This is a genomic window from Nisaea sp., from assembly GCF_017640745.1.
In the GTDB taxonomy this organism is placed as follows: domain Bacteria; phylum Pseudomonadota; class Alphaproteobacteria; order Thalassobaculales; family Thalassobaculaceae; genus Nisaea.
In genome coordinates this window covers 41,222-67,578 of record NZ_JAEPQA010000009.1, presented here as the reverse complement: position 1 = coordinate 67,578, position 26,357 = coordinate 41,222, and the positions used below count along the sequence as shown (strand labels likewise).

Annotated in this window: 26 protein-coding genes; 15 read left to right on the top strand and 11 right to left on the bottom strand. The window is 64.1% G+C overall.

Translation table 11 applies throughout. The features are described from left to right. Nucleotides 1-156 precede the first annotated feature (156 nt). Nucleotides 157-897 carry a bifunctional demethylmenaquinone methyltransferase/2-methoxy-6-polyprenyl-1,4-benzoquinol methylase UbiE gene (gene ubiE / locus JJ959_RS08410; protein WP_292882027.1) on the top strand — a complete coding sequence of 247 codons (741 nt, stop codon included), beginning with the start codon at nucleotides 157-159 and terminating at the stop codon, nucleotides 895-897. Between the two features lie 6 nt (nucleotides 898-903). After that, nucleotides 904-2,451: a 2-polyprenylphenol 6-hydroxylase gene (gene ubiB / locus JJ959_RS08405; protein ID WP_292882024.1), complete on the top strand. Its 1,548-nt coding sequence runs from the start codon at nucleotides 904-906 to the stop codon at nucleotides 2,449-2,451. Nucleotides 2,452-2,463: 12 nt separating this feature from the next. Here ubiB and JJ959_RS08400 read toward each other — a convergent pair whose 3' ends face one another. Next, nucleotides 2,464-3,153 carry an NAD(P)H-dependent oxidoreductase gene (locus tag JJ959_RS08400; protein ID WP_292882021.1) on the bottom strand — a complete coding sequence of 230 codons (690 nt, stop codon included), beginning with the start codon at nucleotides 3,151-3,153 and terminating at the stop codon, nucleotides 2,464-2,466. A gap of 142 nt (nucleotides 3,154-3,295) precedes the next feature. Between JJ959_RS08400 and JJ959_RS08395 the strand changes: the two genes are divergently transcribed. The 3 genes from JJ959_RS08395 to JJ959_RS08385 all read left to right on the top strand — a co-directional run bounded on the left by JJ959_RS08395 (nucleotide 3,296) and on the right by JJ959_RS08385 (nucleotide 6,795). Beyond that, a complete protein-coding gene (locus JJ959_RS08395) occupies nucleotides 3,296-4,189 on the top strand; it encodes a LysR substrate-binding domain-containing protein (protein WP_292882018.1) in 894 nt (297 codons plus the stop codon). A 230-nt stretch (nucleotides 4,190-4,419) separates the two neighbouring features. Further along, the gene (locus JJ959_RS08390) at nucleotides 4,420-5,529 is read left to right on the top strand and encodes a phytanoyl-CoA dioxygenase family protein (protein WP_292882015.1); all 1,110 of its coding nucleotides are present in this window, start codon (nucleotides 4,420-4,422) and stop codon (nucleotides 5,527-5,529) included. Nucleotides 5,530-5,730: 201 nt separating this feature from the next. Then, on the top strand, nucleotides 5,731-6,795 hold the full coding sequence (locus JJ959_RS08385; RefSeq protein WP_292882012.1) for a Glu/Leu/Phe/Val dehydrogenase: 1,065 nt from the start codon (nucleotides 5,731-5,733) through the stop codon (nucleotides 6,793-6,795). 6 nt (nucleotides 6,796-6,801) lie between these two features. Here the strand turns inward: JJ959_RS08385 and JJ959_RS08380 are convergent, their stop codons facing one another. Continuing rightward, on the bottom strand, nucleotides 6,802-8,340 hold the full coding sequence (locus JJ959_RS08380) for a leucine-rich repeat domain-containing protein (RefSeq protein ID WP_292882010.1): 1,539 nt from the start codon (nucleotides 8,338-8,340) through the stop codon (nucleotides 6,802-6,804). Nucleotides 8,341-8,486: 146 nt separating this feature from the next. Here JJ959_RS08380 and coaBC point away from each other — a divergent pair, with 146 nt between their 5' ends. The 5 genes from coaBC (at nucleotide 8,487) to JJ959_RS08355 (ending at nucleotide 12,360) form a co-directional block, all read left to right on the top strand. Beyond that, nucleotides 8,487-9,692: a bifunctional phosphopantothenoylcysteine decarboxylase/phosphopantothenate--cysteine ligase CoaBC gene (gene coaBC, locus JJ959_RS08375; protein ID WP_292882008.1), complete on the top strand. Its 1,206-nt coding sequence runs from the start codon at nucleotides 8,487-8,489 to the stop codon at nucleotides 9,690-9,692. Then, the gene (dut, locus tag JJ959_RS08370) at nucleotides 9,689-10,147 is read left to right on the top strand and encodes a dUTP diphosphatase (RefSeq protein WP_292882005.1); all 459 of its coding nucleotides are present in this window, start codon (nucleotides 9,689-9,691) and stop codon (nucleotides 10,145-10,147) included. The genes coaBC and dut overlap by 4 nt, the downstream gene beginning before the upstream one ends. A gap of 104 nt (nucleotides 10,148-10,251) precedes the next feature. Further along, nucleotides 10,252-11,211 carry a cysteine synthase A gene (gene cysK, locus JJ959_RS08365; RefSeq protein ID WP_292882003.1) on the top strand — a complete coding sequence of 320 codons (960 nt, stop codon included), beginning with the start codon at nucleotides 10,252-10,254 and terminating at the stop codon, nucleotides 11,209-11,211. Nucleotides 11,212-11,217: 6 nt separating this feature from the next. Continuing rightward, a complete protein-coding gene (moeB, locus tag JJ959_RS08360) occupies nucleotides 11,218-12,006 on the top strand; it encodes a molybdopterin-synthase adenylyltransferase MoeB (RefSeq protein WP_292882001.1) in 789 nt (262 codons plus the stop codon). A 174-nt stretch (nucleotides 12,007-12,180) separates the two neighbouring features. After that, the gene (locus JJ959_RS08355) at nucleotides 12,181-12,360 is read left to right on the top strand and encodes a hypothetical protein (protein WP_292881998.1); all 180 of its coding nucleotides are present in this window, start codon (nucleotides 12,181-12,183) and stop codon (nucleotides 12,358-12,360) included. 6 nt (nucleotides 12,361-12,366) lie between these two features. Here the strand turns inward: JJ959_RS08355 and JJ959_RS08350 are convergent, their stop codons facing one another. Next, nucleotides 12,367-13,353, bottom strand: a complete 987-nt coding sequence (locus tag JJ959_RS08350) for a D-glycerate dehydrogenase (RefSeq protein WP_292881995.1) — start codon at nucleotides 13,351-13,353, stop codon at nucleotides 12,367-12,369. 160 nt (nucleotides 13,354-13,513) lie between these two features. On the opposite strand from JJ959_RS08350, the gene JJ959_RS08345 reads away from it, so the two are divergent. After that, a complete protein-coding gene (locus JJ959_RS08345) occupies nucleotides 13,514-14,032 on the top strand; it encodes an SH3 domain-containing protein (RefSeq protein ID WP_292881992.1) in 519 nt (172 codons plus the stop codon). A gap of 18 nt (nucleotides 14,033-14,050) precedes the next feature. Here the strand turns inward: JJ959_RS08345 and irrA are convergent, their stop codons facing one another. Next, complete coding sequence (irrA, locus tag JJ959_RS08340; RefSeq protein WP_292881989.1) at nucleotides 14,051-14,479, bottom strand: iron response transcriptional regulator IrrA; 429 nt, start codon at nucleotides 14,477-14,479, stop codon at nucleotides 14,051-14,053. A 255-nt stretch (nucleotides 14,480-14,734) separates the two neighbouring features. Here irrA and fabA point away from each other — a divergent pair, with 255 nt between their 5' ends. The 3 genes from fabA (at nucleotide 14,735) to JJ959_RS08325 (ending at nucleotide 17,356) form a co-directional block, all read left to right on the top strand. Further along, nucleotides 14,735-15,265: a bifunctional 3-hydroxydecanoyl-ACP dehydratase/trans-2-decenoyl-ACP isomerase gene (gene fabA, locus JJ959_RS08335; protein WP_292881987.1), complete on the top strand. Its 531-nt coding sequence runs from the start codon at nucleotides 14,735-14,737 to the stop codon at nucleotides 15,263-15,265. A 1-nt stretch (nucleotide 15,266) separates the two neighbouring features. Beyond that, the gene (gene fabB, locus JJ959_RS08330; RefSeq protein WP_292881984.1) at nucleotides 15,267-16,490 is read left to right on the top strand and encodes a beta-ketoacyl-ACP synthase I; all 1,224 of its coding nucleotides are present in this window, start codon (nucleotides 15,267-15,269) and stop codon (nucleotides 16,488-16,490) included. 83 nt (nucleotides 16,491-16,573) lie between these two features. Further along, the gene (locus JJ959_RS08325) at nucleotides 16,574-17,356 is read left to right on the top strand and encodes an SDR family oxidoreductase (RefSeq protein WP_292882192.1); all 783 of its coding nucleotides are present in this window, start codon (nucleotides 16,574-16,576) and stop codon (nucleotides 17,354-17,356) included. 9 nt (nucleotides 17,357-17,365) lie between these two features. On the opposite strand, the gene JJ959_RS08320 is transcribed toward JJ959_RS08325, so the two are convergent. Further along, a complete protein-coding gene (locus tag JJ959_RS08320) occupies nucleotides 17,366-18,235 on the bottom strand; it encodes a hypothetical protein (RefSeq protein WP_292881982.1) in 870 nt (289 codons plus the stop codon). Nucleotides 18,236-18,488: 253 nt separating this feature from the next. On the opposite strand from JJ959_RS08320, the gene JJ959_RS08315 reads away from it, so the two are divergent. Then, nucleotides 18,489-18,908 carry a ribbon-helix-helix domain-containing protein gene (locus JJ959_RS08315; RefSeq protein ID WP_193184779.1) on the top strand — a complete coding sequence of 140 codons (420 nt, stop codon included), beginning with the start codon at nucleotides 18,489-18,491 and terminating at the stop codon, nucleotides 18,906-18,908. Here the strand turns inward: JJ959_RS08315 and ugpQ are convergent. From ugpQ to infB, 6 genes are all read right to left on the bottom strand, one after another. Continuing rightward, nucleotides 18,809-19,543 (bottom strand): glycerophosphodiester phosphodiesterase, encoded by a 735-nt coding sequence (gene ugpQ, locus JJ959_RS08310; RefSeq protein ID WP_292881977.1) that lies wholly within the window; start codon nucleotides 19,541-19,543, stop codon nucleotides 18,809-18,811. The two genes, JJ959_RS08315 and ugpQ, sit on opposite strands and share 100 nt — an antisense overlap. A 5-nt stretch (nucleotides 19,544-19,548) precedes the next feature. Then, nucleotides 19,549-21,666 carry a polyribonucleotide nucleotidyltransferase gene (gene pnp, locus JJ959_RS08305; protein ID WP_292881974.1) on the bottom strand — a complete coding sequence of 706 codons (2,118 nt, stop codon included), beginning with the start codon at nucleotides 21,664-21,666 and terminating at the stop codon, nucleotides 19,549-19,551. Nucleotides 21,667-22,044: 378 nt separating this feature from the next. Further along, entirely contained in the window at nucleotides 22,045-22,314 is a 270-nt protein-coding gene (rpsO, locus tag JJ959_RS08300) for a 30S ribosomal protein S15 (RefSeq protein WP_292881971.1), read from the bottom strand. 14 nt (nucleotides 22,315-22,328) lie between these two features. Beyond that, nucleotides 22,329-23,255 carry a tRNA pseudouridine(55) synthase TruB gene (truB, locus tag JJ959_RS08295; protein ID WP_292881969.1) on the bottom strand — a complete coding sequence of 309 codons (927 nt, stop codon included), beginning with the start codon at nucleotides 23,253-23,255 and terminating at the stop codon, nucleotides 22,329-22,331. After that, nucleotides 23,245-23,685: a 30S ribosome-binding factor RbfA gene (gene rbfA / locus JJ959_RS08290; RefSeq protein ID WP_292881967.1), complete on the bottom strand. Its 441-nt coding sequence runs from the start codon at nucleotides 23,683-23,685 to the stop codon at nucleotides 23,245-23,247. The genes truB and rbfA overlap by 11 nt, the downstream gene beginning before the upstream one ends. A gap of 43 nt (nucleotides 23,686-23,728) precedes the next feature. Next, entirely contained in the window at nucleotides 23,729-26,332 is a 2,604-nt protein-coding gene (gene infB / locus JJ959_RS08285) for a translation initiation factor IF-2 (RefSeq protein WP_292881965.1), read from the bottom strand. Between the last annotated feature and the right edge of the window lie 25 nt (nucleotides 26,333-26,357).

The window sequence follows — 26,357 nt, the reverse complement described above, 5'->3', positions numbered from 1 at the left end:
GGGCGGCTCCCTCGTCCTGGACGCTCGCCTTCTCTCTAGGCGAGCGCGCGGCGTGCGACAAGCGCGCACGCTTCTGCAGTTGGATTACGCGTCACTCTGGGCTAGATCACGGGGGGACACGGCGCCGGTGCCGGTCGCAATTGCGGGAACATCTCTATGACAGAGAGCGCCACCACCCATTTCGGCTTCAGGGACGTGCCGGTCGGCGAGAAGGCCGAGATGGTGCGCCAGGTGTTCGATTCCGTCGCCGGGCGCTACGACCTGATGAACGACCTGATGAGCCTCGGCATCCACCGGCTCTGGAAGGACGCGCTGATGGACTGGATCGCGCCCAGGCCGGACCTCGCGCTGCTCGACGTCGCCGGCGGGACCGGGGACATCGCCTTCCGCTACCGGGCACGCGGCGGCGGGCCGGTGACGGTCTGCGACATCAACGAGGCCATGCTGACCGTCGGCCGCGAGCGGGCCGCGGAGAAAGGCATCGACGGCCTCACCTGGATCGTCGGCAATGCCGAGATTCTGCCGGTCGAGAGCAACTCCGTCGACCTCTACACCATCGCCTTCGGGCTCCGGAACGTGACCGATATCGACGCCGCGCTCCGCGAGGCGAAGCGGGTGCTGAAGCCGGGCGGCCGCTTCCTCTGCCTCGAATTCAGCCGGCTCGCCATTCCGGCGCTCGACCCGGTCTACGATTTCTATTCCTTCAAGGTTCTGCCGGAAATCGGCGCCCGCGTCGCCGACGACCGCGAAGCCTACCAGTATCTCGCCGAGAGCATCCGCAAGTTCCCGGATCAGGAGAGCTTCGTCGAGCGCATCGGCGCGACCGGCCTCGGCCGCATCCGCTACCGCAACCTCTCGGGCGGGATCGCGGCGATCCATTCCGCCTGGAAGCTCTGACCCGTCATGTGGCGTGCCCTGCGCAACCTGCTCCGCCTCTGCGGCTCGGCCTGGATCCTCGCCCGGCACGGCGCGCTTGCGCCGCTGGCGAACATCCCGCAGGCACCGGCCCTGGCCGTCGCGGCACGTTTCGTCCTGCTGTTCCGCGACCGGCGCTATGACCGGCTGCGCCCGGGCGAACGGCTTGCGGCAGCGCTGAGCGCGCTCGGACCGAGCTTCATCAAGTTCGGCCAGTCGCTGGCGACCCGCTCCGACCTGATCGGCGAGGAGCAGGCACATGACCTCTCGCGCCTGCAGGACCGCCTCAAGCCGTTTTCGACGGAGATCGCCAAACGGACCCTCGAAGACGAACTGGAGCGGCCGATCGCCGAGGTCTTCGCCTCTTTCGAGGAAAAGCCCGTCGCCGCCGCCTCGATCGCCCAGGTGCATTTCGCGGTGACGACCGAGGGCGAGGAAGTCGCGGTCAAGATCCTGCGCCCGGACATCGAGAAGCGTTTCGCCCGCGATCTCGACCTGTTCCACTGGATCGCCGAGCTGCTGGAGACCCACTGGCCCTGGATCCGCCGCCTTAAGCCGGTTGAGGTGATCGAACTCTTCCGGGAAACCGTAGAGATGGAAATGGATCTGCGCATGGAGGCCGCCGCCGCCTCCGAGCTGGCGCAGAATTTCGAGAACGATCCGGGCTTCCGGGTGCCGAAGGTCGACTGGAGCCGGACCACGGCCCGGGTGATGACGATCGAGCGGGTGCACGGCACGCGGATCGACGATCTCGAGACCCTCATCGAGCAGGGCCAGGAGCCGACGGAAATCCTCCGCCGCGCCGCCACCGCCTTCTTCAACCAGGTCTTCCGCGACGGCTTCTTCCATGCCGACATGCATCCGGGCAACGCCTTCGTCGACGCCGAAGGACGCGTGGTGCCGGTCGATTTCGGCATCATGGGCCGGCTCGACCAGAAGACCCGCTACTATCTCGCCGACATGCTGACCGGCTTCCTGACCGGCGATTACCGCAAGGTCGCCGAGGTGCATTTCCGCGCCGGCTACGTCCCCGCGCACAAGAGCGTCGAGGCCTTTACCCAGGCCTGCCGCTCGATCGGCGAGCCGCTGCTCGGCCGGCCGCTGAACGAAATCTCCGTGGCGCGCCTCCTGGCCCAGCTCTTCCGCATCACCGAGCAGTTCGAGATGGAGACCCAACCCCAGCTCCTGCTGCTGCAGAAGACCATGGTGGTGGCCGAGGGCGTCGGACGGACGCTCAATCCCGACGTCAACATGTGGGAACTGCCGCGCCCGATGATCGAGGACTGGATGCGCGAGCATCGCGGCCCGCAGGCCCGGGTCCGCGAAGCGGCGTCACAGGCCATTTCGCTTGCGGAACGGTTGCCGCAGATCATCGAGGCGACGGACCGGGTGATGGGCACGCTGACCGAGGGAGGGATGAAGCTGCATCCCGAGACCGTCGCCCGCTTCGCCGAAGAGAACGCCCGCCGCCGCCGCTCCTTCTGGCCGGTCTGGCTGGCGCTCTTCATCGCCGTGCTGGCACTGCTTTTCGACTGACGCCGGTCCGGATCAGGCGGCGGTTGCGTGGGCCTCCGGCCGGGCCAGTTTGCGCACCAGCTTGTCGACGGCCTCTTCGGCAGTTGCGATCGAAGCCCGCAGCCGCTGGTCCGCGAACTCGTCATACTCGATCGCGATCCGGTGCACGTCGGTGATGCCGATATAGGCGAACGGCGTCTCGACCCCGGGCTCGACATGGTTCATATGCGCCAGCCGCCGGCCCGGGCCGTAATCGTAGTCACCCCGGGCGGAGAGGATGACAAGAGTTTTGCCCTCGGGCACGAGCGGCCAATAGGGAACATCGCCGCGCGAGCGATCAAATCCGAAGGTCCGGCCCACGCGGACGATATTGTCGATGTAGGCCTTGAACTGGGCCGGCATCCCGAAATTGTACATCGGAACCCCGGCGACGATGATATCGGCGGACAGGAGTTCATCGACCAGTTCGTCGCTCTCGGCCAGCGCCTCTCCCATCCACGCCTCCCGGTCTTTCGCCGGGGTGAACGCCGCATGAATCCAGTCGCCGCTTACGGGCTTCGGCGGCGAGGCGCCGACATCACGACTGACGATAGGATCGTCCGGACAATGGCTTCGCCACCGGGCCACGAAACGGTCCGTCAGCCGCCTGCTATGCGACCCGAACCGGTTTTCGGCGGAAGTGCCGGAGCGTGCGCTGCTGTCTATACGAAGTATGGATCTCATTCTTTCATTCCCATGATGCCTGAAAGGACAGCGATCTTTGTCGAAGGACTCCGTCAAGGATCGTTCAACAGATGAATTTTGTTGTTATGATGGGAAGCTACAAACTCGGATTTTTCATCATGAAGATGAATTAGATTCATTCATGTCACGTTTACCGACCGTCACCGCTTTGAGAGCCTTCGAGGCCGCCGCGAGACATCTGAGCTTCAAGCGTGCGGCCGGAGAGTTGGCGGTGACACCGACCGCCATCAGTCATCAGGTTCGGCAGCTCGAAGAAGAGCTCGGAAAAAAGCTGTTCCGGCGCACTCCGCGGAAGGTGGAGCTGACACCCGAGGGGCAGGATCTCTTCCCGGTCGTCCGGAACGCGTTCGCCTCCATGGCCATGGCCGTCGACCGCATCCGCACGCCGACCCGCGACCGGGTCCTCACGCTGTCGGCGACAACCGGCTTCACGGCGCGATGGCTGATCCCGAGATTGGCCGGCCTGAAAGCCCGAGGACCCGGTTTTACCCTCAGACTGCATGCATCAGACGATCCGGTGGATCTGCATGGCGGCGAAGCGGACCTCGCCATCAGGTACGGAACTGCGCCCTTCCCCGGCCTTGTCGCGGAACCGGTCCTCGAGGAGAGCTTTGCGCCGATGTGCAGCCCCGCCCTCGCCATCGGGAGCTACAGCGATCTTCAGAATGCGCCGCTGCTCCGCAGCGAATGGCGCCTGGAAGACGCCCGGACCCCAAGCTGGAGGCGCTGGCACGAGACCGCAGGTCTGCCTGCTCCAAATGCCGACGCGGCGACGGTCTTCACCGACGACAATCATCTGATCCTGGCCACCCTGGCCGGACAGGGCGTCGCGTTGCTCAGCCCCGTGCTTGTCGCGGAGGAACTGGCAAGCGGCGCCCTGGTCCGACCATTCGGACCGGAACTGGCGGGCGAGACCTACTACCTTGTCCATACCGGCCGGGAGGATCTGGAGACCGACCTGCCGGTCTTGCGGGACTGGTTGAAAGGCGAAACCGCGTGCCTGACAGCTGAGTAGGATCAGGCTGGCGACACAGTACTTTTTTCGCGGGCACAATCCGGAAAGGGGCGGCACGCCCGCCGATAGCGCTCCTTCTGGCGCTGATCTTCGACTGAGCAAACCCGCCGTTTTCCGGCAAACGTCGCAAAAAATTACAAGCGGGGGTGGAAAAACAGGGCACAAATTCTGTAGGGTCGGAGAACAAACCCACGCCCTGCCCTGACACACTCAATCGAGAGGCCGCCACAATGGCCACACCGAAAGAGACGAACCTTCCCGGCATTCCGACCTTCGACCATCCGCAGCGCGACGACCTGCTCAAGGATGCGGATCCCGAAATCCAGAGGGTCGCCGAAGACCTCCATCGCGACGGCTATGCCGTGATCGATTTCCCCGATCCCGGCATCGACGGGCTGATGGAAGAGATCCGCACCGCGCTCACACCCCGTTTCGATTTCGGCCATTGGCGCGAGAAGCTCTGGCCGGTCTCCGACGGGCTTCGACTCCAGGATCTCTGGCAGGAGGTCGAGGCCGTCCACCGGATTGCCTGCAACGAGCGGGTTCTGCAGATCCTCAGCGCCGTCTTCGGCCGCAAGGCCTTTCCCTTCCAGACCCTGAACTTCCCGGTCGGCACGCAGCAGACGCTGCATTCGGACGCCGCCTTCTTCTCCAGCGTTCCAGACGGCTTCATGTGCGGCGTCTGGCTCGCCTTTGAAGAGACGGACGAAGGCAACGGCGCGCTGCAATATGCCCCCGGCAGCCACCGCACGCCGCTGCTGACCAACGACCTGATTGGCATGCGGGCGACCGGAGGCGATCAGAGAAAGCTGCAGGAAAGACTTGCCTTCGCCTGGCAGGATCTGGTGCACGGCAACGGCTACAGCCCGGAGATCTTCAAGGCGAAGAAGGGGCAGGCGCTGATCTGGTCCGCGCATCTCCTGCATGGCGGCTCACGCCATGCCGATATCGATCGGACGCGCTGGAGCCAGGTGACCCACTATTATTTCGAAGACTGCCTCTACTGGACACCGTCTTACAGCGATGTTTTCGAGGGGCACACCTATGTGCGTGCGCCCTTCAACATCGTGACCGGCGAGAGCGAGGAGAGCACATATCTCGGCCGTTCCGTCCCGGCCAGCGAAAGTCCGGCCAAACCTGCCGCGAGACCGGCAGGGAACCTCGTCGAGAAAGCCGTGAGACGGGTCGCCCGGAGGGTTGCGGCACATTCCGTCGCGCTCGCCGAGGGTTTCGACAGGGAGGCCTATCTCGCCGCCAATCCGGACGTGCGCGAGTCGGGCGTTTCGCCGAAACAGCACTGGATCCGCCATGGCTACCGGGAGGGACGGAAGCTGCGCTAGGAGACCCTGCGGCATTCCGACGCAGCTTTATTGCCGGAAACACGCGTTCCCGGCACCTGATGGTCCGGTTCCAGGACAAATACGACCGGAAATTTTCGGCTGAATCCCCCACATTTAAAGCAACGGATTGTCGGCCCGAGCGGCGGCGATAAGAGCGGCGCTCGGTGGCCCGGCGGCAATGATCCAGTCGGGAGGAAAGCCATGAGCGCTGTCTTCGACTCACCCAGCTTCGACGGCCATGAGACCGTCAGCTACGCCCATTGCCCGGAAACCGGGCTGAAAGCCATCATCGCAATTCATTCGACCGCCCTCGGCCCCGCCGCGGGTGGCTGCCGCATGCGGCATTACGACAGCACGGACGAGGCGCTGACCGACGTGCTCCGGCTCTCGCGCGGCATGACCTACAAGAACGCCATGGCCGAACTGCCGCTCGGCGGCGGCAAGGCGGTGGTGATCGGCGACCCCGAGACGGACAAGACGGACCGCTTCCTCGAAAGCCTCGGGGATGCGGTCGAGAGGCTCGGCGGCAGCTACTGGATCGCCGAGGACATGGGCATCGGCCCCGAGGATATGGCGAAGGTCGCCCGTCGCACCCGCTATGTCGCGGGCCTGACCAGAGGCAAGGCGGCGAGCGGCGATCCCTCGCCCGTCACCGCGGAGGGCGTCTTTCGCGGCCTGAAGATCGCCGTGAAGCACAAGCTGCAGCGCCCGAGCGTCAAGGGCCTCACAATCGCCATCCAGGGCATCGGTCATGTCGGCTACGGCCTCGCCCGACTGCTGCACGACGCGGGCGCCTGCCTCGTCGTCGCCGACGTGAACGAGAGCGCTTTGAAGGCCGCCGTCAGCGAGTTCGGCGCCGACGTCGTCGATCCGGAGGCGATCTACGATGTCGACGCGGATGTCTTCGCCCCCTGCGCCGCCGGAGCGATCCTGAACGCGACGACCATCCCGCGCCTGAAGGTCCCGGTCGTCGCCGGCGCGGCGAATAACCAGCTCGACGGCCCGGAGAGCGGTGCCCTGCTGCAGGAGCGCGGCATCCTCTACGCGCCGGACTATGTGATCAACGGCGGCGGCATCATCAATGTCGCGGCGGAAATCTCCGGCAATTACGACCCGGAATGGGTCCGCGCCAAGCTCGACCGCCTGATGCAGACCCTCGACGCCGTCTTCACCGAAGCCGCCCGCCAGGACCTGCCCCCGGGCGAGGTCGCCGACCGGATCGCGCGGCAACGGATCGAGGAGGCGCGGTTGAGAAAGGCTGGGTGAAAAGTTTTAGAAGAGGAATTCAACCATTTCCGGCGCTTTGCGAACGAAAAGCGGCCATGCCCAGAGGAAAACATATCCGGTCGCCACGCAAATCGTGATGTTCTGAAAGACTGCGAAAATCTGGAACCCTCGGAGATAAAACCGGAAATCCCCGCGTTCCGTGCTGCCTGATGCCGCGCAGGCATAAGCCATCGCCCATCGCATGCCAACTGTCAAAAAATAGAATACTGCCATTGCAAACAAAGCAGTGAAGAACAGCTTTGGCGCCGCCACACGAGCACCGAGAGCGAAGAGGTCCGTCAGCGACTCCGGTGTCTGCGTTTCGATCCACGATGCAAGGGCAACCTTGCCGGACATAACGCTCAAAGCGTAGAACGCGAAACCGCCAATCGCAGCCATGAAGGCATAGACGGGTGCGGCTTTCAGGACGTCCGACGCCTTTGCGTCGCCCGCAATCTTTTTCAAACGCTCCGCCTCGATCCGATGCACGAAAAGAAAAGGCCAATAAAGCAGACAGCTCGCCTTAAGTGAGAACCGGTAGAGCCACGCGAGCAGGAACAGTGGTCCGAGCGCAAGCATTCCGGCCATCGATACCAGAGGATTACGCTTTATCTCGCCAAGATACACGAATACGAGACTCTCTCGGTCTGTGAAATCCCTCAATAGATCCGTCGGAGTCAAAACGCTGTCTCTGTAGCGCCCATAGGCTTCCTCAACACCTGGAACCAGCTCTGACGGGGAGAAAAGGTCGATCACCAGCATTTGCCGCCGAAAATTGTCGGGAATGGCCGCGAACGATCTCACCGAGAAAGCAAACTGTGCCGCCGTCACAACTTTGATCGCAAGCGAGCCGACTCCAAGACAAAGGAGCCGGAGAAAGAACCATATCCAGCCCAATAATCCGTCTGGGCTGTTCCCCGCCGCATTCAACCGCAAAGCGCGAGTCAGAGACGCAAAACGCGCGACACCCACCTCGACAGACGCCTCTCTTTTCAGGAGAAGAAGAGGCGCGATAGCCGCCCCGGACAGAAGTGGCCAGATGAGGCCTTCGTGAATGAATCCGAGGAGCACCAGAACACACAACACAGTCTCTGCAAGCGCGAGGCGACTGTTCACGCCCAGTAGAAAACTTTCAAGAGTCGACCTCATGATCCAGGCATCGCCCACACCGCAGCGGCTTTTCGCCGCGACGTATCTTTGTATCGCATCCAGTCCGCGCTCGATGATTTTGAGAGGAGGGTCGGTCAGCGGATTGGCGAGGGCGCTGAGATAGGTCAGGGACTTCAGGTCGAAGAGCCGGTCCGGAAGCGTGCCAAGCTGGTTACCGGAAACATTGAGCGAGGTCAGGGCTGTCAGGTCGAAGAGCCGGTCCGGAAGCGTGCCAAGCTCATTACCGGAAACATCGAGCGAGGTCAGAGCCGTCAGGTCGAAGAGCCGGTCCGGAAGCTCCGATAACCCGAGCTCAGACAAATCGAGCAAACCGCTTTCCGATCGAAAGCACTCCTCGATCCGCTGAAGCGCGGTCGCTTTCGGTTCGCCTACCATAGCCCCAGCCCCCATAGGATCCAGACCAATAAATCTCAGGCCAAGGTTGTAGGGCAAGGAAGATTGTGGAACGAAACGCTCGTGTTGCCTCCTCGTGGCCCTGGACCTAGAGTCCGCCACAGTTACTCATACAGGAAGGGTCGCCCATGGCCACCGGCAAACGGGTCCTGCTGATCGTCGGCGGCGGCATTGCTGCCTACAAGTCGCTCGAACTGGTTCGGCTGCTTCGGAAACGCGGCGTCGCCGTGCGTGCAGTGCTCACGAAAGCCGGCGAAGAGTTCGTAACCCCGCTCAGTCTTTCGGCCCTGACCGAGGACAAGGTCTATGGCGAGCTCTTCTCGCTCACCGACGAGGCGGAGATGGGACATATCCAGCTTTCCCGCTCGGCCGACCTGATCGTCGTCGCGCCCGCCACCGCCGACCTGCTCGCGAAGATGCGCGCGGGGCTGGCGAACGACCTCGCCTCCACCCTGCTGCTCGCCACCGACACGGACGTGCTCGCCGCGCCGGCGATGAATGTGCGGATGTGGACCCATGCGGCAACGCAAGAGAATGTGAGGGTTCTGAAGGAGCGCGGCATCGCGTTCATCGGCCCGGACGAGGGCGACATGGCCTGCGGCGAATACGGGCCCGGCCGGATGGCGGAACCGGAGGAGATCGCCGAGGCCGTCATGGCGCGGCTAGATGCGGCGGCGAAGCCGCTCGCCGGAAAGCGCGCAATCGTCACCAGCGGGCCGACGCACGAGCCGATCGACCCGGTGCGCTATATCGCCAACCGCTCGTCCGGCAAGCAGGGCCACGCCATCGCGGCAGCGCTCGCGGCGGCGGGCGCCGAGGTCACGCTGGTGACCGGCCCGACGCGGGAGCCTGATCCGGCAGGGGTCACGGTGAAACACATAGAGACCGCCCGCGAGATGCTGGCCGGGGTCGAGGCGGCGCTGCCTGCCGATATCGCGATCTTCGCCGCCGCCGTCGCCGACTGGCGCGTCGCCGAGGAAGCCGGGCAGAAACTGAAGAAGGACGGCAGCGGCAAGGTGCCGTCGCTCGCCATGACCGAGAACCCGGACATCCTGAAGACGATCTCCGGCCTCGACGGCCAGCGGCCCGCCCTCGTGGTTGGTTTCGCTGCCGAAACGGAAAAGGTCGTCCAGCACGCGACCGAGAAGCGCGCCCGCAAGGGCTGCGACTGGATCCTCGCCAACGATGTCAGCCCGGCGACCGGAACCTTCGGCGGCGAGGCCAATACCATTCACCTGATCACTGGCGCGGGCAGCGAGGACTGGCCGAAGCTGACCAAGAAAGAGGTGGCGGAGAAGCTCGCCGCCCGCATCGTGGAGCATTTCAGCGCATGACCAGCGCCACCGTCGACGTGAAGGTCCGCCGCCTGCCGCACGGGGCCGACCTGCCCCTGCCCGCCTACCAGACCGCGGACAGCGCCGGGATGGACCTGCTGGCCGCGATCGGCGAGGACGTGGTGCTCGCGCCCGGTGAACGAAAGCTGATCCCGACCGGTCTCGCCATCGCGCTTCCGCCGGGCTACGAGGCCCAGGTACGGCCGCGCTCCGGCCTCGCGCTGCGCAACGGAATCACCCAGCTGAACACGCCCGGCACGATCGACGCGGATTATCGCGGTGAGATCGGCGTCATCCTGATCAATCACGGCGCGGAGCCCTTCACCGTCACCCGCGGCATGCGCATCGCGCAGATGGTCGTCGCCCCGGTGATCCAGGCGCGCTGGAACGAGGTTACGGAACTGGACGAAACCGAACGCGGCAGCGGCGGTTTCGGCTCGACCGGGACGGGTTGACGCTGGCGCCGGATCGCGCAGACACCCGTTCTACGGCAAGACTTTAATCCCGCGGCTGGACTGACCAGCTTGAACGGGACGGCTCTTCGGCATGGGAGGAAGACATGAGCTCACCTGAATTCCGCGGCAGGATCTATGACAGCATCCTCGACACGGTCGGCGCGACGCCGCTGGTCCGCGTCTCCAAACTCGCGGCCGCAGAGGGCGTGAAGGCGGACATCATCGGCAAGCTGGAGTTTTTCAATCCGCTCGCCTCGGTAAAGGACCGGATCGGTGTCGCCATGATCGACGCGGCCGAGAAGTCCGGCAAGCTCAAGCCCGGCGCCACGATCATCGAGCCGACCAGCGGCAATACCGGCATCGGTCTGGCCTTCGTCGCCGCGGCGCGCGGCTACAAGCTGATCCTGACGATGCCGGAATCCATGTCGATCGAACGGCGCAAGATGCTCGCCTTCCTCGGCGCCGAGATCGTCCTGACCGAGGCGCCGAAAGGCATGAAGGGCGCGATCGCCAAAGCCGAGGAACTGCTCGCCGCGACCCCGGGCGCCTTCATGCCGCAGCAGTTCGACAACCCGGCCAACCCGGACGTGCATGTCCGCACGACGGCCGAGGAAATCTGGAAGGATACCGGGGGCAATATCGACATCTTCGTGTCCGGCATCGGCACCGGCGGCACCATCACCGGCGCCGGCGGCGTGCTGAAGCAGCGCAATCCGAAACTCCATGTCGTCGCGGTCGAACCCGAGGCGAGCCCGGTCCTGTCCGGCGGCGACCCGGCCCCGCACAAGATCCAGGGCATCGGCGCCGGCTTTGTACCGAGCATCCTCAATACCGGGATCTATGACGAAATCGTCAAGGTGAGCAACGAGGCGGCGATCGAGACCAGCCGCAAGGCCGCGCGCACCGAAGGCCTGCCTGGCGGGATATCCTCCGGCGCCGCGCTCTGGGCCGCGATCCAGATCGGCAAGCGGCCGGAAATGGCGGGCAAGCGCATCGTCGCCATCATCCCGAGCTTCGCCGAGCGCTATCTCTCCACCGCGCTCTTCGAGGGTCTCGGGGAATAAGCCGGCATGGAGCTGAGCGACGAGCAGTTTCACCGCTATGCCCGCCACCTGATCCTGGACGAGGTGGGCGACGAGGGGCAGGAAAAGCTGCTCTCCTCAAGGGTGCTGGTGATCGGCGCCGGCGGTCTCGGCTCGCCGCTTTTGCTCTATCTTGCGGCGGCGGGCGTCGGCACCCTCGGGATCGTCGACGACGACGCGGTCGATCTCAGCAATCTGCAGCGCCAGATCGCCCATGCAACCGATGCGGTCGGCGTCTCGAAAGTCGAGTCCGCGGCGGCATCGGTCGCCCGGATCAATCCGGGCATCCGCGTCGAGCCCCATGCCGAGCGGCTGACCGCCGCCAACGCCGCCCGGCTGTTCCGGGACTATGACCTGATCGCCGACGGCAGCGACAATTTCGCCACCCGCTATCTCGCCAACGATGCCGCCTATCTTGCCGGCAAGCCGCTCGTCTCCGGCTCGCTGTTGCGCTTCGAGGGCCAGCTCGCGACCTTCCGGGGCGGCGTCAAGGGTCACGAGGGCGAGCCCTGCTACCGCTGCCTGTTTCCGAGCGAACCGCCGGCGGGCATGATCCCGCGCTGCGAGGAGGCCGGCATTCTCGGCGCCGTCGCCGGGGTCATCGGCACCCTGCAGGCGACCGAGGTGATCAAGGAACTGCTCGGCCTCGGCAGTTCCCTCTCCGGCCATCTGCTGATCTACGACGCACTCGGCCCGACCTTCCGCAAGATGAAGGCCGCCCGCGATCCGGGTTGCGCGCTCTGCGGGACCGATCCTTCAATCCGCGAAATCGCCTAGACAGCGCCCCAATTCCGCCCGGTTTGGCATGTGTCCTTTGCCACAGCGGGACTCGGTAATGGTTTGGAAAGACTCATTCCGTGACCATATCCGTTATGTAAGCAATCGCAGAGGGATGCGGCCAACCGATTCCATTAGCGAATGGAACAGGGGCCGTCCCGGGAGCAAGGGGAAATGGCGAAGGATCGGAAGACGAGCAGCAGGACCGAGAACGGCGTCGTGCCAAGCAAGGCCGACCTTCAGGCCACCGGCACCTGGTCGATGCCGTTCCTCACCTTCGCGCTGATCCTGACCATCCTGCTCGTCGGCACGATGTTCGGCTCCGACCATGCCAGCGCCTTCTTCGGCCAGTAGGTCTTCCTAGAAATCCAGCTCGAGGACACGGTCCGGCGGGCGGTGCCCGTCGACGAAGGTCTTCACGTTCACGATCACCTTTTCGCCCATATCGATCCGGCCCTCGATGGTGGCCGAGCCCATATGCGGCAGAAGGACCACGTTTTGCTGCTTCAGCAGCCGCGGATCCACTTCCGGCTCGTGCTCGAAGACATCCAGCCCGGCTCCGGCGAAGTCCCGGTTCGCCAGCGCCTGCACCAGCGCATCCTCGTCAACCACCTCGCCGCGCGAGGTGTTCACCAGAATGGCATGGGGCTGCAGCAGGGCGAGCCGGCGCTGGTTCAGCAGGTGGAAGGTCGCCGGCGTGCGCGGACAATTGACCGAGATGATGTCCATGCGGGACAGCATCTGGTCGAGATTCTCCCAATAGGTCGCCTCGAGCTCCTGCTCGATCTCCGGATGCAGCCGGCGCCGGTTGTGATAGTGGATCGAGAGACCGAAACCGCGGGCCCGCTTCGCCACCGCCTGGCCGATCCGCCCCATGCCGATGATGCCGAGCCGCTTGCCGTGGATGCGATGGCCGAGCATGACGGTCGGCCCCCAGCCTTCCCATTTCCCCGAGCGCACCAGTTTCTCGCCCTCGACCAACCGGCGTGAGACCGCAAGGATCAGGGCCATGGTCATGTCCGCCGTATCCTCGGTCAGGACGCCAGGCGTGTTGGTGACGATGATCCCCTTCTTCTTCGCCGCCGGCACGTCGATATGATCGACGCCGGTCCCGAAGGACGCGATCAGCTTCAGTTTGGGACCGGCGCTCTCGATCAGCGCCGCGTCGAGCTTGTCCGTCACCGTCGGCACGAGGACGTCCGCCTCGGCCATCGCCGCCTGCAGCTGTTCCCGGGTGAAAGGCTCGTCACTCATGTTCAGCCGCGTGTTGAACAGTTCCATCATCCGGGTCTCCACCGGGTCCGGCAGTTTCCTCGTCACGATGACAAGCGGCTTGCTGGTGGTCATGGGTTATGTCCCTCCCCAGGAACGGCTCGATAAACCGGGAAATATCAGGGGTCCGGCGAATTGTCCACAAAGCGCCCGGGCTCCACGCCATATAGCGGTTGGCCCTCTTACCAGCCCCCATCTCTAGTGGTATGCTGAGCGGAAATTCAGGATCGGATCCATGCTGTTCAGACTGTTCTCGCTGTTCGCCGCTCTGCTGATCGTGCCGGCCTCGCTCCTCGTGACGGTCCATGCGCCGGCGCGGGCCGAAACCGTCGGCAGCGTCACCGGCCTGCCGATCCCGCGTTATGTGACGTTGCGCGCCGACGAGGTCAATGTCCGGACCGGGCCCGGCGTCCGCTATCCGGTCGACTGGGTCTTCGTGCGCGAGAACATGCCGGTGGAGATCGTCTCGGAATTCGAGAACTGGCGGAAGATCCGCGATTTCGAGGGCACCGAGGGCTGGGTCCACCAGAGCATGCTCTCCGGCCGCCGCTCGGTTCTGGTCATCGGACGCAAGCAGACCCTGAGACGCGAGGCGACGGACAGCTCGCCCGCGGTCGCGCATATGGAAGCCGGTGTCGTCGCCTGGCTCGACAGCTGTGTGCGGGAATGGTGCGAGATAGAGGTGTCCGGCCTCAGCGGCTGGGTCCATCGCTCGGCGATCTGGGGGGTCCGGGTGGACGAGTCCCTGCGCTAACGCGCCGCCGGAAACCTCTTAATCCTTGGACTTCAGTCGGATGATGAGGTCGACCCGTTCGATCTCCGTGCCTTCCGGCGCGTCCGGGATATTCACGAAGCCGATCTTCTCGCCCGGAATGTCGGTCAGGCAGAGCTCGTCCTCGATGAAGAAATGGTGATGGTCGGTGATGTTGGTATCGAAATAGGAACGGCCGGACTCGACCACGACCTCGCGCAGGAGGCCGGATTCCGTGAACTGATGCAGCGTGTTGTAGACCGTGGCGAGCGAGACGGTGATACCGGATTCCGCGGCTTCCTTGTGCAGCTGTTCGGCCGTGACATGCCGGTCGCCGCCTGCGAACAGCAGATCCGCGAGCGCGAGACGCTGGCGCGTCGGGCGCAAGCCTGCACGGGTCAGACGCCCCGACAGGTTTTCGTTGTCGATATTCACTTCCGCACTGCTCATTCCCGGTTTCCCTTTAGGTCTCTCGGGCACGCCTTTGCCTAGGCATTTCAAACCTTAGACAGAGCGTCAATAAGCCCCATATGTCAAGAGATCCTATGAAGCGCAACATGTGATTGCTTGCGTTCGGCACCGTATCTGCGGTACGCGGTGCATGAAATGTGGGAGATAGCGCGGTCGCCGGGTTGCAGTCTATCATAGAGCCGAATGAAACCGGCAGCGCAAGGTAAAGCCGGTCTGCGGGAAGGAACAGCATTGTTGGACTTCAAGGAAAAGAGCAGCTTCGATTACGACGACCTGATCGCCTGCGCGCAGGGCAAGTTGTTCGGCCCCGGAAATGCACAGCTTCCGATGCCGCCGATGCTGATGTTCGACCGCATCACCAAGCTTTCGACCGAAGGCGGTGCCTACGGCAAGGGCGAGGTCACGGCCGAGTTCGACATCAAGCCGGACCTCTGGTTCTTCAAATGCCATTTCGAGGGCGACCCGGTGATGCCGGGCTGCCTCGGCATGGATGCGCTCTGGCAGCTCCTCGGCTTTACCCTCGGCTGGATGGGCGGTCCGGGTTCCGGGCGCGCGATTTCGGTCGGCGAAGTGAAATTCACCGGACAGGTTCTGCCGAGCGCCAAACTGTTGACCTATACGCTCGACCTGAAGCGCGTGATCATGCGCAAGCTCTATATGGGAATCGCCGACGGCCGCGTCGATTGCGACGGAACCACGGTTTTCGAAGCCAAGGACATCCGGGTCGGTCTGTTCCAGAACACCGCCGCCGAGGGAGCCAGCTGACATGCGTCGAGTCGTCGTTACCGGTCTCGGGATCGTTTCCAGTATCGGCAACAATGCCGAGGAAGTGACCGCCTCCCTCAAGGCCGGAAAGTCAGGTATCGAATTCGCCCCGGACTATGCCGATCTCGGCTTCCGCAGCCACGTGCACGGGTCGATCAAGCTGGATCCGGCAGAGCATATCGACCGCAAGCAGATGCGCTTCATGGGTCCGGGTGCGGCCTATAACTATATCGCGCTGGAACAGGCGATCGCCGATGCGGGGCTCGAGCCGAACGAGATCAGCAACCCGATGACCGGCATGGTCATGGGGTCCGGCGGCCCCTCGACCTCGAACATGATGAACGCGTTCGACATCGCACGCGAGAAAGGCCCGAAGCGGGTCGGCCCCTACATGGTGCCGCGGGTGATGTGCAGCACCAATTCCGCGACGCTTTCGACCGCCTTCCAGGTGAAGGGCCTCAGCTACTCGATCTCGTCCGCCTGTTCGACGAGCTCGCATTGCATCGGCAATGCCTACGAGCTGATCCAGATGGGCAAGCAGGACGTGATGATGGCCGGCGGCGGCGAGGAACTGCACTGGACCCTGTCCGTGCTGTTCGATGCCATGGGCGCGCTGTCCTCCAAGTACAATGACACGCCGGAAAAAGCCTCGCGTGCCTATGACGCGAACCGCGACGGGTTCGTGATCTCCGGTGGCGGCGGGGTTCTGATCCTCGAGGAACTGGAGCGCGCCAAGGCGCGCGGCGCCAAGATCTATGGCGAGATCGTCGGCTACGGCGCGACCTCGGACGGCGTCGACATGGTGGCCCCGTCCGGCGAGGGCGCGGTGCGGTGCATGCAGATGGCCCTCAAGGGCATCGACCAGCCGGTCGATTACATCAACACGCACGGCACCAGCACGCCAGTCGGCGACACCAAGGAGCTGGAAGCGATCCGCGAGGTCTTCGGAAAGCGGAACGCGATTCCCGCGATCAGCTCGACCAAGTCCCTCACCGGTCATTCCCAGGGCGCGACGGGCGTGCACGAGGCGATCTACACGCTGCTGATGATGAAGGACGACTTCATGGCCGCCTCGGCCAATATCGACGAGGTCGATCCCGAAGCGACAGATATGCCGATCCTGCGCGAACGCCGAGACAATGCCGGGATGCGCCTCGCGCTTTCCAACAGTTTCGGGTTCGGCGGAACCAATGCCGTGCTAGCATTTCAGAAGTACGACGCCTGAGCGGAGGGGCGAGCGGGATGACCGACCTGATTGACGACCTTGCCGATCAGCGCGAGGCCGAAAAGGCGCCGTTCAAGGGACTGATGGCCGGCAAGCGCGGCCTGATCATGGGCGTTGCCAACGACCGTTCGATTGCCTGGGGCATCGCCTCCGCGGTCGCGGGCCAGGGGGCGGAACTCGCCTTCACCTATCAGAACGAGAGCCTGAAGAAGCGGGTCGAACCGCTGGCGGGGAGCGTCGGCTCGACGCTCGCGGTGATGTGCGACGTCGGGAATGACGACGCGCTCGACCGGGCCTTCGACGAGATCGGAACCGCCTGGGGCGGCCTCGATTTCGTGCTGCATGCCATCGCCTATTCCGACAAGGGCGAGCTGAAGGGCCGTTACGCCGATACCAGCCGCGAGAATTTTCTCAACACGCTCGATATCTCCTGCTTCTCCTTCACCAATATCGCGCGCCGCGCCTGGCCGCTGATGAAGGACGGAGGCAGCATGCTCACGCTGTCCTATCTCGGCGCCAACCGGACGACGCCGAACTACAATGTCATGGGGGTCGCCAAGGCCGCGCTCGAGGCCAGCGTGCGCTATCTCGCCGCCGATCTGGGTGAGCACGGGATCCGGGTGAACGCGATTTCGGCGGGCCCGATGAAAACGCTTGCCGGTTCGGCGATCGCCGATGCGCGCCACACTTTCCGCTTTGCCGAGAAGAACGCGCCGCTCAAGCGCAACGCTTCGCTGGACGAGGTCGGACGAGCCGGACTGTATCTGCTGAGCGATCTGTCGGCCGGGGTTACCGGCGAGATCCATTATGTCGACGGCGGCTTCCACACCGTCGCCATTCCCAAGCCGGATCGCGAGGAAGAATAGAGAGCCGTCTCAGGGACGGCGGGTTCTGAGGTCGACGACGCCTTCGCCGCCGCCCGGCTCGTATCCCGGAAGCTTCTTCTGCAGCAGGTCGACAGCCAGTCCGTTCGTCTGCGGACGGGTGATGCTGAGAATCTTCGGCAAGCCGTCCTTGGACTCGAACGGGAACAGCAGGCGCAGGAACCGCCGCTCCTCGCCGTGGGCGTAATTCCGATGCACGATGGCAAGGTTCGGCCACTGGGTTTCCCGGCAGACGAGGTAGTCCTCGAGCTGACAGCCCCGCAGGGCCTCGTCATCGAGTTCGGCGAACTTCATCCCGGTTATGTCGGCACCTTTCCACATACCGGTGCCGTTATCCCAGTGCTCGATGAAAAAGGCGTTCGGGTCGTCTTCGCCGACATTGAAGATATGGATCGCGCATTGCGGCGCCAGCGCGCGTAGCACGGCGATCTTGAATTTCGTCTCGAGCAGCCGGCCGTCCGGTTCGCGCACTTTATTTATATAGGCCGCGCAGCGCTCCACCTGGTCCGGGTCGAGCCCGTGCAGCATCTCGTCGCGGACATAGATCTTCCGGCTGCGGCTGAGGTCGCTTTCCCAGATCTTGTATCCGATGACCGGATCGTTCTTTGCGGGGACGATCAGTTTCTCGTCCGCGTCGTCGCTCGCAGGCTCCCACTCCTCCGGGATGACCTCGTCGAGCCGCTGAAGCGTCTTCAGCGACGCCTCGAAATCCGGGCTGTCGATATCTTTCAGCAGAGTGTCGGAAATTCCGGCCGCCGAGGCGAACTTGTACTTCCGTATTCCCGACTCGAGGTAATAGCGGTGGCAGCGGTGCCGGAGCTCCGCTTCGAGTTGAGATATCGCTTTCTTGTATCGACCCATATACCAAGTCTATTCCCATTTTTCTGGGAATGCAATTTCCATTTTTTTGGGAATTTTTTACCAGAGCTCGAAATTGAGCGAAATCGATAGGAAATTTTTTATTCCGTAAAACCAATAGGTTAGATTCTTTTTGTGTACATAAGTATGCAAAATCAACACGCTAGACGCGTAGGCCAAACAATTTACGCTTGCGCTTTCCCATTTTTCTGGGAATAGTGACGCTCATGAATGCCCTACTTACTGGAGACACCTCATGGCAGACAGCTTCAAACCGTCAGGACAGGGTAAAGACATATTCAATTCGGCCCTGAAGACGGTAGAAGACGGAGATAACGACGCGAGCCGCATGGTCCGCCGTCACTTCCGTCTGGAGAACCGGCGGACGAGCATCTGCCTTCATCCGGAAGAGTGGGACATGTTCGACATGGTGTCGAAGCGGCTCGGCTATGACGTCAAGGCGCTGATCAATGAAATCGACCGGACCCGCGGCGACAGCTCGGTTCCGTCCGCGATGCGGGTTTTCATGCTGGGATACTGGCGTGACCTGGCGCGGATGAACGCCGGCCGAGCGGCTCAGGCGAGCGCGGCCACCAGGGAAGGTTCGTCGGTGATGACCGCATCCACGCCCCACGCGATCAAGGTCGCGGCGCGCAGCGGATCGTTCACGGTATAAGTCAGGGTTCTGAAGCCCGCATCCCGGATCGCGGCGACAGCCGCCTCGGTAAGCGGGCGATGGTTCGGATGGACCGAAACACATCCAAGATCTTCGGCGGCTTGCCGCCACCCGTCTGCCAGACGCTCACAGAGATAGCCCCGATGAAAATCCGGGGCTTTTTCTTTGGCCACTTCCAGACAGTCCCGCTCGAAACTCGAGACCACGATCCGGTCCGTCAGATCCGGGCAGAGCGCGTTCAGCGTCTCCGAGACCACTTCCGCAGTCCGGATCGCGTGTCCTTTCGCCGGCTTGATCTCGACATTCATCGCAAGGCCAAGGGCCCGGCAGCAGGCGATTGCGTCGGCGAAGCCGGGAATCCGTTCGCCGGCGAAATCAGGCGCGAACCAAGCGCCCGCATCGAGCCTCTTGAGGGCCTCGGCGTCCTGCTCGCAGAACCGGCCGCGGCCATCGTTGGTGCGGCCCAGTTTCTCGTCATGATGCAGCATCGGAACCTCGTCCGCGCTCAGCATGACATCGAACTCCACCCACGAAAAACCGGCCTCCGCCGCAAGGCGGAAGCCGGTCAATGTATTCTCGGGCGCCGTAGCGGCCACCCCGCGATGTCCGATCACACGGGATAGCCGCAGACCCATGGTGTTTATTCCTCGGCCGGCTTCTCGGAGAGGTCTTCGCCGGTCTCCTGGTCGACGACCTTCATCGACAGCTTGACCTTGCCGCGGTCGTCGAAACCGATGACCTTGACCTTCACCTGGTCGCCGACATTCACCACGTCGGTGGTCTTGCCGACGCGCTCGTTCTTCAGCTCGCTGATATGGACGAGGCCGTCCTTGGCACCGAGGAAGTTCACGAAGGCGCCGAAATCAACGGTCTTCACGACCTTGCCGTTATAGATCACGCCGATCTCCGGCTCCGCGACGATGTAGCGGATCCGCTCGAGCGCCGCTTCGGTGGAGGCGGTATCGACCGCCGCGACCTTCACGGTGCCGTCGTCGTCGATGTCGATCTTGGCGCCGGTGGTCTCGCAGATCTCACGGATCATCTTGCCGCCCGGGCCGATGATCTCGCGGATCTTGTCGGTCGGGACCGTGATGGTGGTGATGCGCGGCGCATTCTCGGAGACGCCCTCACGGGAGGTCGTCAGGGCCTTGGCCATCTCGCCGAGGATGTGCTTGCGGCCGTCACGAGCCTGATCCAGCGCGATCTTCATGATCTCCTCGGTGATCGAGGTGATCTTGATATCCATCTGCAGGGAGGTAACGCCCTTCTCCGTACCGGCGACCTTGAAGTCCATGTCGCCGAGATGATCCTCGTCGCCGAGAATGTCGGAGAGCACCGCGAACTCGTCGCCTTCCTTGATCAGGCCCATGGCGATACCGGCCACCGGCGCGCTCAGCGGAACGCCCGCATCCATCAGCGACAGCGAGGTGCCGCAGACGGTCGCCATCGAGGAGGAGCCGTTGGACTCGGTGACCTCGGAGACGACCCGGATGGTGTAGGGGAAGGCTTCCTTGGACGGCAGCAGCGGCCGCACGGCGCGCCAGGCGAGCTTGCCATGGCCGATTTCGCGGCGCCCCGGGGAGCCCATGCGGCCCGCTTCACCGACCGAGTAGGGCGGGAAGTTGTAATGCAGCATGAAGTGCTCGCGGTATTCGCCTTCGAGCGCGTCGATGATCTGCTCGTCCTGACCGGTGCCGAGGGTGGCCACGGCCAGCGCCTGGGTCTCACCGCGGGTGAACAGCGCGGAGCCGTGGGCGCGCGGCAGAATGCCGACCTCGGAGACGATCGGGCGCACCGTCTTGGTGTCGCGGCCGTCGATCCGCTGGCCGGTCTTCAGAATCGCGCCGCGCACGACGTCGGCCTCGACTTCCTTCATCAGGCTCTTGGCGATTTCCTTGTCCGCATCTTCCTCGAAGAGGGCGATGCCCTTCTCGCGGACGGCGGCGACATTGGCCTGACGCTGGGTCTTGTTCGGCTCGGCATAGGCCTCGGTCATGTCGGCGGAGATGCCGGCCTTCAGAGCGTCACGGACGCGGGCGACATCTTCGCTCTCGCCCGCCATTTCCATCGGTTCCTTGGCACAGGCTTCGGCCAGATCGATGATCGCATCGATCACCGGCTGGAATGCCTTGTGGCCGAAGGTCACGGCGCCGAGCATCACTTCCTCGGACAGCTCGGAGGCCATGGATTCGACCATGAGCACGCCTTCCTGGGTGCCCGCGAGGACCAGATCGAGCTCGGAGTCCGGCAGCTCGCTCTGGCGCGGGTTCAGGATGTATTCGCCATTCTTGTAGCCGACACGGCAGGCCGCGATCGGGCCGAGGAACGGCACGCCGGAAATGGTCAGGGCGGCGGAGGCGCCGATCATGGCGACGACGTCCGGATCGTTCTCGAGGTCATGCGACAGAACGGTGCAGACGACCTGCGTCTCGTTCTTGAAGCCCTTGACGAAGAGCGGACGGATCGGGCGGTCGATGAGGCGCGAGGTCAGCACTTCCTTTTCGGTCGGGCGGCCTTCGCGCTTGAAGAAACCACCAGGGATCTTGCCGGCGGCAAAGGTCTTTTCCTGGTAGTTCACGGTCAGCGGGAAGAAATCGACACCCGGCTTCGGCTGGCGCGCGTAGACGGCGGTGCAGAGCACGGTGGTCTCGCCAAGCGTCGCCATGACGGCGCCGTCGGCCTGGCGGGCGATCTTGCCGGTTTCGAGCGTCAGCTTGCGCCCGCCCCAGTCGATTTCTTTCTTGTAGATCTGAAACATTCAGCTTTCCTTCAAAGCTGAACCGCTCGGTTCCGAGCCTCGGTCGATTTGCTGATTCGCGTGGGAGGGAGCTGTCCGGGACGGTTCTTCAAACGCAGCGCCTCGTCTGGCGCGGGAGAACGGTCCGGGAGGCCCTCGGTCACCGAATACAGTTCGAACGAGGTGACACCCGGCTCATATTTCTCGGTGTCGATATCGGTGCGGTTCTTCGGTTTTTCCTCTATTGAGCGGGCCTTCAATCGCATGGATCGCCGGGGGCGTCAAATGCCAATCACGGCGCCCGATAACGGCGGTCCATCAAAGCCCTGCAGAAACGCAAACCGCCCCACGACAATCGCGGGGCGGGTGCGGTCCTGTTCCTTAGTCCTGCGGCACGGATTAGCGGCGCAGGCCCAGTTCGGAGACGATGGTCTGATAGCGCTCGACGCTCTTCGACTTCAGATAGTCGAGCATGCGGCGGCGCTGGCCGACCATGATCAGAAGCCCACGGCGGGAGTGGAAGTCCTTCTTGTGGGTCTTCAGGTGTTCGGTGAGGTTCACGATGCGCTCGGTGAGGATCGCAACCTGAACTTCCGGCGAACCGGTGTCGCCCTTTTCGCGGCCGAACTTCTGGATGAGCTCGGTCTTGCGCTCTTGCGTAATCGACATCGGATACTCCTAGGTCAAAGGTTGAGTACGCGCATGGGGCAAATACAGCCGCCGTCGATCCGTCCGATCGCGACCGGGCTGCCCCCGGAAACGGCGTACATGAGGTCGCCTTCCCGGAGATCTCCGAAACGGTCGAGGTCCATAGCCCGGAAGACCGGGACGGACTGACCGCATCTGAGCTTATTTGCCTCTGCACCGGCCAGAGTGAGCGCCGGGATGCCGTCCAGCGCCGTTTCCACCGGCAATAGGTGCTCGAAAGCGGCGGGACTATGATCCAAAGCTTTCAAGGAATCCAGAGAAATCGCATCTTTTTCGAGGAACGGGCCGACCCGGTGCCGCCGGAGCATCGAAATATGCCCGAGCGTTCCCGTCGCGCGCGCGATATCGCGGGCGAGGCTGCGCATGTAAGCACCCTTGCCGGAGCCGACCCGGAACAGCGCGCGGTCGGCGCCGCGCATCTCGACCAGGTCGAAGAAATCGATCCGCACCTCGCGCGGCGAGAGCTCGACCGGCTCCTCGTTGCGCGCGAGATCGTAGGCCCGCTGGCCCTGGATCTTCACGGCGGAAAATTTCGGCGGAACCTGGGTGATCGTCCCGATGAAAGCCGGCAACGCGGCCTCGATCGCGGCCTCGTCCGGGCGCACCTCGGAGGTCCCGGTCACCTCGCCCTCGAGATCGTCGGTCGAGCGTTCCTCGCCCCAGGTCACCTCGAAGGTATATTCCTTCGACGCATCCATCACATAGGGGACGGTCTTGGTCGCCTCGCCGAGGGCGATCGGCAGGATCCCGGTGGCCAGCGGATCGAGCGTCCCGGCATGACCCGCCTTCTGCGCGTCGAACACGCGGCGCACGGCGGAAACCGCCTGGGTCGAGGTGACGCCCGACGGCTTGTCGAGGATCACCCAGCCATTGACCGGATTGCCGCGTTTCCTACGCGCCATTGCCGCCCTCTTCCTCGTCATCGTGCTTTTCGAGATCGGCGCGCACCACCGGATCCTGGAACATCTCGTTGATCCGGCTGGCGGTCTCGAATGCCGTGTCGATGATGAAGCGCATCCGCGGAACGGTGCGCAGGGTCATCTGCTTCGCCAGCATTGTGCGCAGGAACGGCGCCGCCCTTTTCAGGCCGGCGAGCACGTCGTCGGCATGGGCGCCGCCGAGCGGCATGACGAAGACCGTGGCGTTGCGCAGGTCGGGGCTGACCGAGACCTCGCTTACCGTGATCGAGACTCCATCGAGCTCCGGGTCATGCAATTCACCACGCTGGAACACGCCGGCAAGCACATGACGCACTTCCTCGCCCACGCGCAACTGGCGCTGGGACGGCGCGCGACCGCGCCGCCCTGCCTTCTCAGGGTGCGATCCAACCACTTTCTAGCTCCCGTCAGTCTGTGTGACAGTCAAACCCCGCCGCTCAGGACGAGGTGCTGGCCTGCTGGACCGATTCCAGGCTGCGCGCGACTTCCTTCACCTCAAAGCACTCGATGAAATCGCCGACCTGGATATCGTTGTAGTTCTCGAACGCGGCACCGCATTCGTACCCCTCGCGAACTTCCTTCACTTCGTCCTTGAAGCGCTTCAGGGTCTTCAGCGTGCCTTCGTGGATCACCACGTTGTCGCGCAGCAGACGGACCTTGGCGGCACGACGGAGCAGGCCTTCGGTGACCATGCAACCACCGACCTTGCCGACCTTGGTGATGTTGAAGACTTCGCGGATTTCCGCATTGCCGAGGAACTCTTCCTTGAGGTCCGGGGACAGCATGCCGGTGAGCGCCGCTTTGATGTCGTCAATCAACTCGTAGATGATCGAGTAATAGCGGATCTCGAGGCCTTCCTGCGCCGCCAGATCCCGCGCCTGCGGGACCGCACGGACGTTGAAGCCAATGATCAGCGCGCCGGAGGCCTTGGCCAGGCTCACGTCGGACTCGCTGATGCCGCCGACGGCACCGTGGAGGATCCGCACCGCAACCTGGTCGTTGGAGATCTTCTCCAGGGTCGACCGGATCGCTTCAAGCGAGCCGTGCACGTCGGTCTTGATGACCACGGGCAGCTCTTCGGCCTGGCCCGCTGCGATAGCGGACAGCATCTGCTCGACGGAACCGCGGGCGCCGGCCACGGCCGACTTCTCGCGCAGCACGCGCTGACGATATTCCGCGATCTCGCGGGCCTGGCCCTCGGTCTCGACCACGCCGAACTCGTCACCCGCGACCGGCGTGCCCTGCAAGCCGAGAACCTCGACCGGCATGCTGGGACCGGCGCTCTGGATGCGCTGGCCATGGTCGTCCAGCAGCGCGCGGACGCGGCCCCATTCGGCACCGGCAACGAAGATGTCGCCGACATTGAGGGTGCCCTTGGTGATGAGCACGGTCGCGACGCTGCCGCGGCCCTTTTCCATCTTCGCCTCGACCACCGCGCCTTCGGCACGACGGTCGGGATTGGCCTTGACCTCGAGCAGTTCGGCCTGCAGGAGGATCGCCTCCTCAAGCTTGTCGAGGCCCTGCTTGGTTTTCGCCGAGACGTCGACGGCAAGCACGTCGCCGCCCATTTCCTCGACCACGATCTCGTGCTGCAGCAGTTCCTGGCGGACCCGGTTCGGATCGGCGTCCGGAAGGTCGCACTTGTTGACCGCGACGATGATCGGACAGCCGGCCGCCTTGGCATGCCGGATGGCTTCCACGGTCTGCGCCATGATGCCGTCGTCGGCCGCGACGACGAGCACGACGATGTCGGTGACATTTGCACCGCGCGCCCGCATCTCGGTGAAGGCCTCGTGGCCCGGCGTGTCAAGGAAGGTGATCTTCGCACCGGAGGGCACGGTCACCTGATAGGCGCCGATATGCTGGGTGATGCCGCCGGCTTCGCCCGCCGCCACGTCGGAGCGCCGGAGCGCGTCCAGAAGCGAGGTCTTGCCGTGGTCGACGTGGCCCATGACGGTCACGACCGGCGCACGCGGCTTCAGGTCTTCCGGAGCGTCGTCCTTGACCTGGAGCTGCAGCTCGACGTCGGATTCCGAGACGCGCTTCGCCTTGTGGCCGAATTCGGCCACCACGAGCTCGGCGGTATCGCTGTCGATCGACTGGGTGATGGTCGCCATCATGCCCATCTTCATGAGCGTCTTGATGACGTCGCCCGCACGTTCCGCCATACGGTTGGCGAGTTCCTGCACGGTAATCGCGTCCGGAATGACGACTTCGCGGACCTGCTTGGCCTGCTCGCCACCCTCCTCGCGCATCCGCTGCTTCTCGCGCTCGCGGGCACGGCGCACGGAGGCAAGACTGCGGGAGCGTTCGCCGCCCCGATCGTCAAGAGCCTGGGAAACCGTGAGCTTGCCGGACCGGCGGCGCTGTTCGCCGCGCCGGCTCGGAGTCGGGGCCGCACGGCGGTCCGGCGCACCGGCGCCGCCACCGCGGCGCTTGCCGCGCCGGCCTTCACTGTCCTCGTCCGGCATTGCCGGAGCCGCGGCCGCAGCCGGGCCACGGTCGCGATCGGGCTGGTTCCGCGGTTCCGCCGCACGGGCGGCGGCACGTTCGGCCTGCGCCTTGGCTTCGCGCGCGGCGGCCTCTTCGGCGAGACGCGCGGCTTCTTCTTCGCGCACCTTGCCTTCAGCCTCAGCGATCCGGCGCATTTCCTCAAGCTCGGCCTGACGGCGATCGACCGGCTCCGGCGCCGCTTCCGGTTCGGCCTGCGGGGCCGCTTCGGGAGCCGGCTGCGCGGGTTCGGCCGCAGCGCTGGGCTCCGGCGCCTCGGCGCGCGCGGCTTCCTGCTGCTTCAGGCCTTCCTTCAGTGCCCGGGTACGGCGTTCCCGTTCCTCCGCGCTCAGGCCTCCGGAATCACCGGCACCGCCAGGACCGCCGGGACCGCCGACGCGCTTGCGCCGCCGCTCGACCTGAACAGTCTTGGACCGGCCATGGGAAAAGCTCTGCTTCACCTGATCCTTGTCGACGGACTTTCCGAGGGAAAGTTTCCCCCGTCCGGACAGGCTCAGTTTCTTGCGATCAGTCTCGTTGCTCGTTGTCATTCTAGGTCGCGCGTCTTTTCCATGA